Source organism: Polaribacter sp. YIW18 (genome assembly GCF_057219325.1).
Genome location: NZ_JBXVVE010000003.1, coordinates 211247 through 223646 on the forward strand (window position 1 = coordinate 211247; position 12400 = coordinate 223646).

A 12400-nucleotide genomic window follows, 5' to 3' on the forward strand; every position below is an offset into this window, starting at 1 on the left:
TTTAGTTAAACAAAAGTTAATAAATATTAAAAAAAATAATTCTAAATAATGTTTGTAATTTCTTCTGAAGGTCTGCCAATAACCGCTTTTTTATTATTTACAACAATAGGGCGTTCTATAAGCTTAGGGTATTTTAACATTGCTGTAATAATTTGCTTATCTGAAAGCTCTTTGCCTTTGTAACTTTCTTTCCAAATTTTTTCTGTTTTTCTAACTAAATCAATAGGAGAGATGTTTAACAAATTGATGATTTCATTTAATTCTTTTTCTGTAAGATTATGTTCTAAATATTTAATAATTTGAAATTCTTTACCAGAATTTTCTAAAATAGCTAAACCTTCTCTAGATTTTCTGCATCTCGGGTTGTGGTATATTTTTATCATTTTTAGTTTCAAAGTTTCTATTTTTGCTTACAGCTTACAGCTTACAGCTTACAGCTTACAGCTTACTCTTTCTTTTGCCCATTCAACATTAAATACGCTTTTAAGAATGCGTTTATATTTCCATCCATTACGGCATCCACATTACCTGTTTCTTGCCCAGTTCTTACATCTTTTACTAATTTATAAGGATGCATTACATAATTTCTAATTTGGCTTCCCCATTCGTTTTTCATTTTGTTAGCTTCTATATCATCTCTAGCAGCTTGTTGTTTTTGCAGTTCAATTTCATATAGTTGAGATTTTAACATCTGCATTGCAGTAGCTCTATTATCATGCTGAGAACGAGAATTGGAACAAGAAATTTGTATACCTGTTGGTTTGTGTGTTAATTGAACTTTTGTTTCTACTTTATTTACGTTTTGCCCTCCAGCACCACTAGAACGTGCAGTGGTAATTTCTATATCTGCTGGGTTTATTTCTATTTCAATAGAATCGTCTGCAACAGGATACACATACACAGAAGCAAAACTGGTATGACGTTTTGCATTGCTATCAAAAGGAGAAATACGCACCAATCGATGTACTCCATTTTCGCCTTTTAACCAACCAAAAGCATAATCGCCATCTACTTCAACTGTTACTGTTTTTATACCTGCAGTATCTCCTGCTTGATAATTAAGCGTTTTTAATTTAAAACCTTGTTTTTCTGACCACATTGTATACATTCTAAACAACATTACTGCCCAATCACAACTTTCTGTACCTCCTGCACCCGCTGTTATTTGTACAACTGCAGATAGTGAATCTCCTTCTTCAGAAAGCATGTTTTTAAACTCAATATCTTCTAAAAAAGTACTAAGTTTTTCAAATTGTGCTGTAATTTCTGTTTCTTCAACATCACCATCTTTATAAAAATCATATAAAACCTGTATGTCTTCATCCATAGTCACTAAGGTATTGTAATCTTCTACCCACTTTTTTTTGAAACGTAGTTCTTTCATTACAATTTCTGCGGTTTTTGGATCGTTCCAAAAACCTGGATTAGCCGTTTTTTCTTCTTCGTTAGCTATCTCAATTAATTTTTTATCAATCTCTAAATAAGATTTTAGTAACTCAATTCTTTTAGAAATATTTTTTAGTTGGTCTTGTGTAATCATAAGCATCACAAAAATAAACGATTTTTTATGATTTCTTCTTTTAAAACTAAGCCTTATTTTTATAGATTTATAAAAAATATTTTTACCATGAAAAAATTACTACTTTTTACAAGCTTATCTTTTAATGGCTTTGCTCAATTTTCATAGAAAAATCTGGAAAAAAATTATAAAAAGGAATTAGCAAGCTAGAAGGTTATTTTACATTTTATTATGATGAAAATAAGGACAAGTTATTTTTACAAGTAAAAAATTTTTGAAATTTTATTTAAAGAATATTTAAAAACTAACAAAGAAAAGCGAATGACAATAGACTTAATTTCAGACACAGTAACTAAACCATCACCAGAAATGTTAGAAGCTATGATGCAAGCAAAAGTGGGTGATGATGTGTTTAATATGGACCCAACAGTAAATGCTTTGCAAGAAAAAGTTGCAAATATGTTTGGTGTGGAAGCAGCTCTTTTTTTTCCATCTGGAACCATGGCAAATCAAACTGCTATAAAATTACATACGCAACCTGGAGATTTGGTTATTTGCGATAAATACGCACATATTTACAATTACGAAAGTGGCGGAGTTGCCTTTAATTCTGGCGTAACTTGTAAATTAATAGATGGTAATAGAGGCATGTTTACGGCTAATCAAATAGTAGATATTGCTACTGCAAAACCTCAAATTTACTTACCTTTTACAAAGTTGGTTTGTATAGAAAACACCACCAATAAAGGTGGTGGAGCTTGTTGGGACTTTACTGAAATTGAGAAGATTTATCAAATTGCAAAAGAAAATAACTTGGCTTTTCATTTAGATGGTGCACGTTTATTTAATGCTTTGGTGGCTAAAAACGAATCGCCCAAACAATATGGTGCCTTGTTTGATACTATTTCTATTTGTTTTTCTAAAGGATTAGGAGCACCTATTGGTTCTATGTTGTTGGGCTCTAAAGAGCATATAAATAAAGCTTTACGTTTAAGAAAGCTATTAGGTGGTGGTATGAGACAAGTTGGTTTTTTAGCAGCAGCAGCCAATTATGCTTTAGATAATAATATTTCTCGATTGGCAGAAGATCATAAAAAAGCCAAAGAAATTGCTACAGTTTTAGAAAGCTGTAGTTACATTTCAAAAATAGAATCTGTAGAAACCAATATTTTAATTTTTTATGTGGATGAAAAAATAGGAGCAGACAATTTTATTGATAAAATGGCAGACAAAAATATTCTATTAACACCTATGGGAGAAGGTAAAATTAGAATTGTAACCCATTTAAACTATACAGACGAAATGCATCAAGTATTATTAAAAGAACTACAAAATTTTTAGAAGTAAAAACCTATTATTATAAGAGAAAATAACTCTGTAAAACACTCTTAATTTTATCATATAAAACAACATTTCTAATGGCAAAGGCAAAAGGATGGTATTTTTTAATTGAAATATACTTTTAATTAGTACTGTTTAACTTAGCTAATTCTTTGTAATTTCTTTTTAGTTTTTTTAATAAAAATCCATAGAGTAGTTGATAAAACAACCACAAGACACCTAAAAATAAAAGAGTAGCAAGTAACGTTGCCCCAATTACCATAAAAACTTGAGTTGTATTTAAGTCTTTAGAATTTGTATTAATTGTTGCTACAGTTGCCACCAGCATTAGTATTGCTACATAAGTTAAATTAAAAATCACATAGTTTCTAACTGTTTTTCTAGTCTTTAAAATATTATTCATTAAATTTTTTGTAGAATCTACAATAGAAATTTTTCGGTAGTTTACGTAAAACTTTATCAAAAAGTAAAAAATAATAATGTATGCTAAAATGTTAGAATAGTATATAAAATTCTCTAATCCAATTTTTCGATACTCTTCCATAGCAGTTTTAATATCTACAAAAAAGTACAAAGAATTTAAGATTACAAATTCTAAAATACCAATAATAAAAATCCATTTTACTATTGATGATGATTTGGAATGTGCTAACTTATAAATTTCTATGGCAGATAATTTACTAGTTTCTTCTGGTTGATTGCTCCAGGCTTTTTTATAATTGTCTAATAAATCCATAACTATGGGTTTAAAATATTTTTTAATTTTTCTTTTGTTCTATTCATTTTCACTCTTGCATTTACACTAGAAATACCTAAAGTTTCAGATATTTCTTTATAAGGTTTATCTTCTAGGTATAAGAAAATAAGTGCTTTTTCAATATCATTTAATGTATGAATAGCTTTATAAAGTGCTTTTAATTGTTGTTCTTCTGTATCATCATAATCGGTTGCTTTAATTTTGTAAGCAAGATTGCTAATATCTTGCGTTTTTACTCTTCTAGTAGATTTTCTATACAAAGAGATAGCTGTGTTTAAAGCAACTCTATACATCCAAGTACTAAATTTAGAATCTCCCCTAAATTTTGGGTAATTTTTCCAAACCTGGATAGTTATTTCCTGAAATAAATCATTATGAGCACTTTTGTTTGAGGTATATATTCTACAAATTTTATGTGCTATGTTCTGATTTTTTTCAAAGTCCTCTAAAAATTTAGCTTCTAAATTTTTTTGCAATTTGATTTAGGTTGATTAATTGTTTTATATAAGTAGCAATATTATGCAAATTGTTACATTTTTATTAAAAAAAAAATTGTTGAAGTTATTTTTTTTACATTTGTTCAACTAAAATACATATAAATTGAACAATATTAAGCAGGATTTTACAATTAAAGACTTAGAGAATATCTCTGGTATCAAGGCTCATACTATACGTATATGGGAAAAAAGATATGGCTTATTAGAACCCCAAAGAACAAGTACAAACATTAGGTATTACTCTCACAGCAATTTACAAAAGTTGTTAAACATTGTTTTGTTGAATAAAAACAATCACAAAATTTCTAAAATTGCTAAAATGTCTGAAGAAGAAATTAAAATTCAGGCAAGAGAATTAGCTTTCTCTAAAGCCATTAATGATGAAGCTTTAAGTTCTTTTAAATTATCGATGTTACAGTTTGATAAAGTACTATTTAATAATACTTATGACAAGCTGTTGCATAAAAAAACCTTTAGAGAAATTTTTAAAGATGTTTTTATTCCTTTTTTAGAACACATTGGTTTTTTGTGGCAAACAGATACTTTATTGCCAGCACATGAGCATTTTATATCTAATTTAATTGCACAAAAAATTCATATTAATACTGAGAATTTACAATATAGTATAACTTATTCTAAAAAAACTTATGTTTTATTTTTACCAGAAAATGAGATTCATGAATTAGGTTTGTTATACCTAAATTACGAATTGGTCTTAAGAGGTAATCATACGATTTATTTAGGACAAAGCCTGCCCTTAGACAATTTAGACTATTTCTTTAAAAACGATAGAGAGTTGTGTTTTGTAACCTCTTTAACAGTGCAACCTTATGATGATAAAATAGATGATTATTTTAATCAGATTAATGATATTTTAAAAGACACAAATCATGAATTTATTGCTATTGGTAGAAAGACAGAGTTGGTAAAAAATAATAATTATAATTTTCAAATAAGTTTCTTTGATACTGTTACAGATGTGTTAAAAGAATTATAATATTCACTTTATAAAAAATAAATGTTTAATTTTATTTGTTAAACAATCAAACCTAAATGGATAAACAAATTTATATTATAGGCTCTGGCTTTTCTGCTTTGTCTGCCGCTTGTTACCTTGCAAAAGAAGGTTATAAAGTAACTGTATTAGAAAAAAACGATACGTTAGGTGGTAGAGCAAGACAATACAAAAAAGATGGTTTTACTTTTGATTTAGGACCTTCTTGGTATTGGATGCCAGATATTTTCGAACGTTTTTTTGCAGATTTTGGAAAAAAACCTTCAGATTATTATACATTAGATAAGTTAAATCCTGGTTACGAAGTGTTTTTTGGAGAAAAGGATTCTTTAAAAATTTCTGAAAACTTAGAAGACATTTACAAAACGTTCGAAGAAGTAGAAAAGGGGAGTAGTAAACATTTAAAAACATTTTTAGACTCAGCAAAATCTAATTACGAAACGGCCATTTTAGATTTGGTTTATAGACCAGGTATTTCTCCATTAGAATTGGTTACAACTACAACTATTGCTAGAGTTAGTCAATTTTTTTCTACCGTTAGAAAACAAGTACGAAAAAAAATTACCAATCAAAAATTAATACAAATATTAGAATTTCCTGTATTATTTTTAGGTGCAAAACCAAGCAATACACCAGCATTTTATAATTTTATGAATTATGCCGATTTTGGTTTAGGTACATGGCATCCAAGAGGAGGTATGTACAAAGTTATCGAAGCAATGGTTTCTTTAGCTACTTCTTTAGGGGTAGATTTTAGAGTAAAGGCCAACGTAGAAAAAATATTGGTAGATGATCATAAAAACGTATCTGGTTTATTGGTAAATGGAGAGGAAATTAAAGCTAATTTAGTGTTAAGTGGTGCAGATTATCATCATACAGAAACCTTATTAGATCAAAATTTAAGACAATATTCAGAAAATTATTGGAGCAAAAAAACCTTTGCCCCATCATCTTTATTGTTTTATGTTGGTTTTGATAAAAAAATAGAGAACGCTAGTCACCATACATTATTTTTCGATACAGATTTTGATGCTCACGCAGAAGAAATTTACGACAATCCAAAATGGCCAACAGCACCATTATTTTATGCAAACTTTACCTCTATGACAGATAAAACATCCGCTCCAGAAGGTAAAGAAGCTGGCTTTTTCTTAATCCCCTTAGCACCTGGTATAGAAGATACAGAAGAACTTAGAGAGCAGTATTTTCATAAAATTATGGACAGGTTTGAAAAATTAACCAATCAAAATGTTAAAAATAATGTTATCTTTAAAAAATCTTTTTGCGTAAAAGACTTTAAAGAAGAGTATAATTCTTATAAAGGAAATGCTTATGGAATGGCGAACACTTTACTGCAAACAGCATTTTTAAGACCAAAAATAAAAAGTAGTAAAGTAAATAATTTGTACTTTACAGGCCAGTTAACAGTTCCAGGTCCTGGTGTACCACCAGCATTAATTTCTGGTAAAATAGCATCTGAACTTATTACTAAAAATTAAGATCATTATGAAAGAATTATTTGACAATGTTTCTAACAGTTGCAGTAAATTAGTGACTAAAAAATATAGTACTTCTTTTTCTTTAGCTGTAAACATGCTATCCCCAAAAATAAGAACCGATATTTATAATATTTATGGTTTTGTACGTTTTGCGGATGAAATTGTAGATACTTTTCATGAGTATAATAAAGAAGAGCTCATGGCTCATTTTGAAAAAGATTATTACATCGCAAAAGCACAAGGCATTAGCTTAAATCCTATTTTAAATTCTTTTCAGCAAACAGTAAATACATATAATATACCAGATGAAATGGTGCAAGCTTTTTTACGAAGTATGAAAGCAGATTTGCACAAAACAGAATACCAAACAAAAGAAGAGTATGATGCCTACATCTATGGCTCTGCAGATGTGGTTGGTTTAATGTGCTTAAAAGTTTTTGTAAATGGAGATGATGCAATGTTTAACGAATTAAAAGATGCAGCGATGCGTTTAGGGTCAGCATTTCAAAAAGTAAACTTTTTAAGAGATTTAAAAGACGATTTTGAGTTGTTAAACAGGTCTTATTTTCCAACTATTGATTTAGGCAAACTAGATCCAGCCTCTAAACAGCAAATAATAGACGAGATTGAAGAAGATTTTAATTATGCCTTTACAAATGGTGTTTTAAAATTACCAGTAGAAGCCAAATTTGGTGTTTATATGGCTTATAGATATTACAGAAGATTATTAAAAAAATTAAACAGTGTACCTTCAGAAAAAATTATGGATACTAGAATTCGAATTTCAGATCCAATGAAAATAAATTTGTTGGCAAGAAGTTATGTAAAATATAAATTAAATTTAATTTAAAATGTTATATGCATTTACTACAATTGGTGTATTTTTAACAATGGAAGGTATTACTTGGCTTACCCATAAATACGTTATGCACGGGTTTGGTTGGTTTTTGCATGCAGATCATCATGAGCCTGGGTATCCTCATGTTTTCGAAAAAAACGACGCATTTTTTGTAGTTTTTGCAGTACCAAGTATAGCACTTTTCTTTTTAGGAAGTTACACACCACAAACCTACTTGTTTTTTATAGGTTTAGGTATTTTATGTTATGGACTCGCTTATTTTTTAGTGCACGATGTTTTAATTCATAGAAGATTTAGTTGGTTTAAAAATACCAATAACAGATACCTAAAAGCATTAAGAAAAGCGCATAAAGTTCATCATAAAAATATGGGTAAAGAAGACAGTCAATGTTTTGGTATGTTGTTTGTTCCATTAAAATATTTTAGAGAACAAAAATTAATTTAATCTTTTTGAGCGTTTTAACGGGCTTTTCACTATATCTTTTTGCTGAAAAAGCAAAAAGGATGTCGTTTCAATCCCTAACGCAAACAGTTTGTCAACTTTTTAAGACTTTAAAGCTTACACGTTTCAAAAAAAATAAATCCTTCAAATTATATAAAATTGAAGGATTTTTTATGTAGCTTCATATACTTATTTCTATAATTTAGGATATTTCTCAGCAATTTTATCCAACCCTAAATTATGAATACTCCCTAGATGTGTATGTTCTTTTCCTAAATCTGGTGTGTATGTTCCTTCCTGAACTTGCCCTCCAATCTTTTGATAAGCTTCTCTAAAAGACATGCCTTCAACCACTAAATTATTAATAGAATCTACTGTAAATAAATATTGGTATTTTTCATCATTCAAATCGATATCTTTTACAATTACCTGCTGAATGGCATAATTAAAAATGTCTAAAATGTCTTTTACATCTTCAAAAGCATTGATAATATTCTCTTTTAATAACTGAAAATCTCTATGGTAGCCTGTTGGTAAATTATTGGTAATCAGTAACATCTCTGAATGTAATGCCTGAATTTTATTACACTTCCCACGAATCAATTCAAAAACATCTGGATTTTTTTTATGCGGCATAATGCTACTTCCTGTAGTTAATTCATCAGGAAACGTAATAAAGCCAAAATTCTGACTCATATACAAGCAAACATCCATTGAAAAACGAGCCATTGTGTTACACAATCCACCTAGAGCAGATGCTATAGAACGTTCGCTTTTTCCTCTACTTAATTGAGCAGCAACTACGTTGTACTTTAAGGTTGCAAATTCTAATTTTTTGGTAGTTAACTCTCTATCAATAGGGAAGGAGCTACCATACCCTGCTGCAGAACCTAAAGGGTTTTGATCTACTACTTTTGCAACTGCATTTAACATATAAACATCGTCTATTAACAACTCTGCATAGGCAGAAAACCACAGACCAAAAGACGATGGCATTGCTACTTGTAGATGCGTGTAACCAGGCAATACACTTTTTTTATGGGTTTCTGCTAGGTTTAAAAGCGTATCAAAAAGTGTTTTTGTTTTATTATTAATAATTGCCAAGTTTTCTTTGTAATACAATTGTAAGGCCACTAAAACTTGATCATTTCTAGAACGAGCAGTATGTATTTTCTTACCAACTTCGCCTAATTTATTGGTTAGTTCCCACTCAATTTTAGAATGTACATCTTCAAAAGACGGTTCAATTACGAAAGTTCCGTTTTCGATATCTGATGCTAATTCTTGTAAACCCTTTTTTAAGTCAGTCAACTCATCAGCAGAAATAATACCAATAGATTCTAACATAATTGCATGCGCTAAAGAAGCTTGTACATCATATTTAGCAATGTGAATGTCTATTTCTCTATCATTACCCACTGTAAAGTTTTCTATTTGTTTGTCTATGGTAAATCCTTTATCCCAAAGTTTCATATAAAAAATGTTTAATCGTTTATTTGTTTAATCGTGTAATTGTCCTTGTTTAATCTTGTAATTGTTGAATTGTATTTCGTTTTGACTTTTAAACTGTTAAACGATTACACTTTTAAACAATTTTCCAACAATTCCACATAAATCTTTATTCCTTCTTCAATTTCAGCCAAATATATAAATTCATTGGCAGAATGCGAACGAGTACTATCTCCAGGGCCTAATTTTAAAGATTGGCAAGTTAACACAGATTGGTCTGATAATGTTGGAGAACCATAGGTTTCTCTTCCTATAGCAATACCTGCTTTTACCAAATCGTGATCTAAAGAAATAGAAGAGGAGTTTAGGCGTAAACTTCTAGGTATAATTTTAGTACAAGGTGCTTGTGCTTGTAAAATATCTGTAATTTCTTGATTTGAATAAGCATCATTTACACGAACATCTATCACCAAATCTACATGACCAGGAACTACATTGTGTTGTGAACCTGCGTTTATTTGAGTAACTGTCATTTTTACATCACCTAAAGCATTAGATGATTTGTCAAATTTAAAGTCTTTAAACCATTGTAAAACTTCAATGGTGTTATAAATTGCATTGTTATCATTTGGGTGTGCAGCATGACTTGGAGTTCCATCAACTTCTGCATCAAAAACGACTAAACCTTTTTCTGCAACTGCTAAATTCATCAAAGTAGGTTCGCCAACTATGGCAACATCTATATGTGGTATGATTGGTAACATACTATTCAATCCATTATTTCCACTATTTTCTTCTTCTGCAGAAGCCACAATAACCAAGTTGTATTTTAGATTTTCTACTGCATAAAACTTTGTGAAAGTTGCTATTAAAGACACCAAACAACCACCTGCATCATTAGATCCTAAGCCGTATAATTTGCCATCTTCTACAAAGGCTTTAAAAGGATCATTTGTGTATTTAGAATTTGGTTTTACAGTATCATGATGTGAGTTTAGTAACAATGTAGGTTTGGTTTCATCAAAATATTTATTGGTTGCCCAAACATTGTTTTTAGTTCTTTTAAACGGAATTTCATACGCTTTAAACCAGTTTTCTATTAAAACGGCTGTTTTATCCTCTTCAGTAGAAAAAGATTGTGTTTCTATTAAACTTTTTAAAAGTGCTATTGCTTTTTCTGTGAGTTGTTTTAGTTCCATTTTATAAAGTGATGGTTGTAAAGTTTGTATTTTCTTTTGTAAACATAGCTGTATTGCCAATATGTACTTTTTGTACACCATTATGTAGGGCATCAAAACAATTGTCTATTTTAGGAATCATACCGTCTGTAATGATGTTTTTTGCTAAAAGGTTTTGGTATTTTTCTGAATTTATTTGCTGAATTACAGAGGTTTTATCATTAAAATCTTCTAACACACCATTCAGTTCAAAACAATAGTAAATAGATGTATTGTAAATTTTACTCATAGCAACAGCAATGGTGCTTGCAACGGTATCTGCATTGGTATTTAATAATTGCCCGTTTCCATCATGGGTAATAGCGCAAAAAACAGGTGTAAAATCTGCTTTGATTAATTTATCAATAGAATGATTTGCTACTTTTTTTACATCACCCACAAAACCAAAATCAACTTCTTTTACAGGTCTTTTATTTGACTTTATACTGTTGATGTCTGCACCAGTTAAACCTATTGCATTGGTTTGTAATGCTTGTAGTTTTGCTACCACGTTTTTGTTGACTAAACCACCATACACCATGGTAATTACTTCTAAAGTTTTAGCATCTGTAATACGTCTGCCATTTACCATTTTAGATTCAATGCCTAATTTTGAAGCGATAAAAGTAGCTTTTTTACCACCTCCATGAACTAAAATTTTGTTTCCTTTTAATTTAGAAAAAAGTTTTAAGAAATTGTTTAAAGAAGTTTCATCTTCAATAATATTTCCTCCTATTTTTATGATTGATAGCTTTTCCATAAGTGCTGAACTTGTTTCAGTGTCTTTTTGTTTTTATGTTAGATTCTGAATCAAGTTCAGAATTGCGAAGATTTTACAAATCCTCTAATATTTTTTTAAGAACCAATTGTGCAGCAAAAGTTCTATTATTTGCTTGTTCTATGACCAAAGAATTTTCACTATCTAAAACAGCATCTTCTACCACAACATTTCTTCTTACTGGCAAACAATGCATAAACTTAGCATTTCCTATTTTTTTTTTAGTGATTGTCCAATTATCATCAACCTCTAAAATTTTACCATAATCTTCATAAGAACTCCAGTTTTTAGTGTATACAAAATCAGCATCTTTAAGCGCTGCTGACTGATTGTGATAAATAGGGGTGTCTTTTGTTATTTCTGGATTTAAATTATATCCTTCTGGATTTGCAATCACAAATTCTACATCCATTTTTTGCATTGCTTGTACAAAACTATTACCCACTGCATGTGGTAACGATTTGATATGCGGAGCCCAACTTAAAACCACTTTTTGTTTTTTTCTATTAGAATTTTCAGCAATAGTAATCGCATCTGTTAAGCCTTGTAAAGGATGACCCGTTGCACTTTCCATACTTACAATTGGCACAGAAGCAAATTTTACAAAAGAATTTAAAACTTGTTCAGACTCGTCTTTTTCTTTGTCTGTTAAGCTTGGAAAAGCTCTTACAGCGATTACATCACAATATTGAGAAACTACTGCTGCAGCTTCTTTTATATGTTCTGCAGTATTACCGTTCATTACAGTTCCATCACCAAATTCAATTCCCCAAGCATCACCAGAAACATTCATAACTATTGGATCCATGCCTAAATTTAATGCGGCTTTTTGTGTACTTAAACGTGTACGTAAACTCGAGTTGAAAAATAATAAACCTAATGTTTTGTTTTGGCCTAATTCTTTATTTTTTAGAGGGTTTTCTTTTATTTTTCTAGCCTCTTCAATCCAAGAGTTGATGTTTTCTATGTCGTTTATGGATGTGTAATTCATCATTTTTTATTGTTTAATCGTTTAATCGTTTAATTG

13 protein-coding genes are annotated in these 12400 nt (G+C 29.8%); 5 read left to right on the forward strand and 8 right to left on the reverse strand.

What is annotated here, in order from left to right; all coding sequences use genetic code 11:
* Positions 1-41: 41 nt before the first annotated feature.
* Both arsC and prfB read right to left on the reverse strand, forming a co-directional pair.
* A complete protein-coding gene (gene arsC, locus AC2D6T_RS04840; RefSeq protein WP_484680650.1) occupies positions 42-383 on the reverse strand; it encodes an arsenate reductase (glutaredoxin) in 342 nt (113 codons plus the stop codon).
* A 62-nt stretch (positions 384-445) separates the two neighbouring features.
* On the reverse strand, positions 446-1540 hold the full coding sequence (prfB, locus tag AC2D6T_RS04845; RefSeq protein ID WP_484680651.1) for a peptide chain release factor 2: 1095 nt from the start codon (positions 1538-1540) through the stop codon (positions 446-448).
* Positions 1541-1840: 300 nt separating this feature from the next.
* Here prfB and AC2D6T_RS04850 point away from each other — a divergent pair, with 300 nt between their 5' ends.
* Positions 1841-2860: a threonine aldolase family protein gene (locus AC2D6T_RS04850; protein WP_484680652.1), complete on the forward strand. Its 1020-nt coding sequence runs from the start codon at positions 1841-1843 to the stop codon at positions 2858-2860.
* A gap of 121 nt (positions 2861-2981) precedes the next feature.
* Here the strand turns inward: AC2D6T_RS04850 and AC2D6T_RS04855 are convergent, their stop codons facing one another.
* Both AC2D6T_RS04855 and AC2D6T_RS04860 read right to left on the reverse strand, forming a co-directional pair.
* Positions 2982-3596 (reverse strand): hypothetical protein, encoded by a 615-nt coding sequence (locus tag AC2D6T_RS04855; RefSeq protein WP_298948250.1) that lies wholly within the window; start codon positions 3594-3596, stop codon positions 2982-2984.
* Between the two features lie 2 nt (positions 3597-3598).
* Complete coding sequence (locus tag AC2D6T_RS04860) at positions 3599-4093, reverse strand: RNA polymerase sigma factor (RefSeq protein WP_298948251.1); 495 nt, start codon at positions 4091-4093, stop codon at positions 3599-3601.
* A 124-nt stretch (positions 4094-4217) separates the two neighbouring features.
* Here AC2D6T_RS04860 and AC2D6T_RS04865 point away from each other — a divergent pair, with 124 nt between their 5' ends.
* Genes AC2D6T_RS04865 through AC2D6T_RS04880 form a run of 4 tightly spaced genes read left to right on the forward strand, consistent with a single transcriptional unit; the run spans position 4218 to position 7932 of the window.
* Positions 4218-5111, forward strand: coding sequence for a MerR family transcriptional regulator (locus AC2D6T_RS04865; RefSeq protein ID WP_298948252.1), 894 nt, complete (start codon positions 4218-4220; stop codon positions 5109-5111).
* 56 nt (positions 5112-5167) lie between these two features.
* Positions 5168-6628, forward strand: coding sequence for a phytoene desaturase family protein (locus AC2D6T_RS04870; protein WP_298948253.1), 1461 nt, complete (start codon positions 5168-5170; stop codon positions 6626-6628).
* Between the two features lie 7 nt (positions 6629-6635).
* Positions 6636-7478: a phytoene/squalene synthase family protein gene (locus AC2D6T_RS04875; RefSeq protein ID WP_298948254.1), complete on the forward strand. Its 843-nt coding sequence runs from the start codon at positions 6636-6638 to the stop codon at positions 7476-7478.
* Position 7479: 1 nt separating this feature from the next.
* A complete protein-coding gene (locus AC2D6T_RS04880; RefSeq protein ID WP_438988540.1) occupies positions 7480-7932 on the forward strand; it encodes a sterol desaturase family protein in 453 nt (150 codons plus the stop codon).
* A 192-nt stretch (positions 7933-8124) separates the two neighbouring features.
* On the opposite strand, the gene argH is transcribed toward AC2D6T_RS04880, so the two are convergent.
* The 4 genes from argH to AC2D6T_RS04900 all read right to left on the reverse strand — a co-directional run bounded on the left by argH (position 8125) and on the right by AC2D6T_RS04900 (position 12367).
* Positions 8125-9402, reverse strand: a complete 1278-nt coding sequence (gene argH / locus AC2D6T_RS04885) for an argininosuccinate lyase (protein WP_484680653.1) — start codon at positions 9400-9402, stop codon at positions 8125-8127.
* Positions 9403-9506: 104 nt separating this feature from the next.
* Positions 9507-10577: a M20 family metallo-hydrolase gene (locus tag AC2D6T_RS04890; protein ID WP_484680654.1), complete on the reverse strand. Its 1071-nt coding sequence runs from the start codon at positions 10575-10577 to the stop codon at positions 9507-9509.
* A 1-nt stretch (position 10578) separates the two neighbouring features.
* Positions 10579-11355, reverse strand: coding sequence for an acetylglutamate kinase (gene argB / locus AC2D6T_RS04895; RefSeq protein ID WP_484680655.1), 777 nt, complete (start codon positions 11353-11355; stop codon positions 10579-10581).
* 73 nt (positions 11356-11428) lie between these two features.
* Positions 11429-12367 (reverse strand): N-acetylornithine carbamoyltransferase, encoded by a 939-nt coding sequence (locus tag AC2D6T_RS04900; RefSeq protein WP_484680656.1) that lies wholly within the window; start codon positions 12365-12367, stop codon positions 11429-11431.
* Between the last annotated feature and the right edge of the window lie 33 nt (positions 12368-12400).

What these genes read in the sequence shown, in the direction of transcription:
- arsC (WP_484680650.1), bottom strand. Translation starts at nt 383, where the DNA reads ATGATAAAAATATACCACAACCCGAGATGCAGAAAATCTAGAGAAGGT.
- prfB (WP_484680651.1), bottom strand. Translation starts at nt 1,540, where the DNA reads ATGATTACACAAGACCAACTAAAAAATATTTCTAAAAGAATTGAGTTA.
- AC2D6T_RS04850 (WP_484680652.1), top strand. Translation starts at nt 1,841, where the DNA reads ATGACAATAGACTTAATTTCAGACACAGTAACTAAACCATCACCAGAA.
- AC2D6T_RS04855 (WP_298948250.1), bottom strand. Translation starts at nt 3,596, where the DNA reads ATGGATTTATTAGACAATTATAAAAAAGCCTGGAGCAATCAACCAGAA.
- AC2D6T_RS04870 (WP_298948253.1), top strand. Translation starts at nt 5,168, where the DNA reads ATGGATAAACAAATTTATATTATAGGCTCTGGCTTTTCTGCTTTGTCT.
- AC2D6T_RS04875 (WP_298948254.1), top strand. Translation starts at nt 6,636, where the DNA reads ATGAAAGAATTATTTGACAATGTTTCTAACAGTTGCAGTAAATTAGTG.
- AC2D6T_RS04880 (WP_438988540.1), top strand. Translation starts at nt 7,480, where the DNA reads ATGTTATATGCATTTACTACAATTGGTGTATTTTTAACAATGGAAGGT.
- argH (WP_484680653.1), bottom strand. Translation starts at nt 9,402, where the DNA reads ATGAAACTTTGGGATAAAGGATTTACCATAGACAAACAAATAGAAAAC.
- AC2D6T_RS04890 (WP_484680654.1), bottom strand. Translation starts at nt 10,577, where the DNA reads ATGGAACTAAAACAACTCACAGAAAAAGCAATAGCACTTTTAAAAAGT.
- argB (WP_484680655.1), bottom strand. Translation starts at nt 11,355, where the DNA reads ATGGAAAAGCTATCAATCATAAAAATAGGAGGAAATATTATTGAAGAT.
- AC2D6T_RS04900 (WP_484680656.1), bottom strand. Translation starts at nt 12,367, where the DNA reads ATGATGAATTACACATCCATAAACGACATAGAAAACATCAACTCTTGG.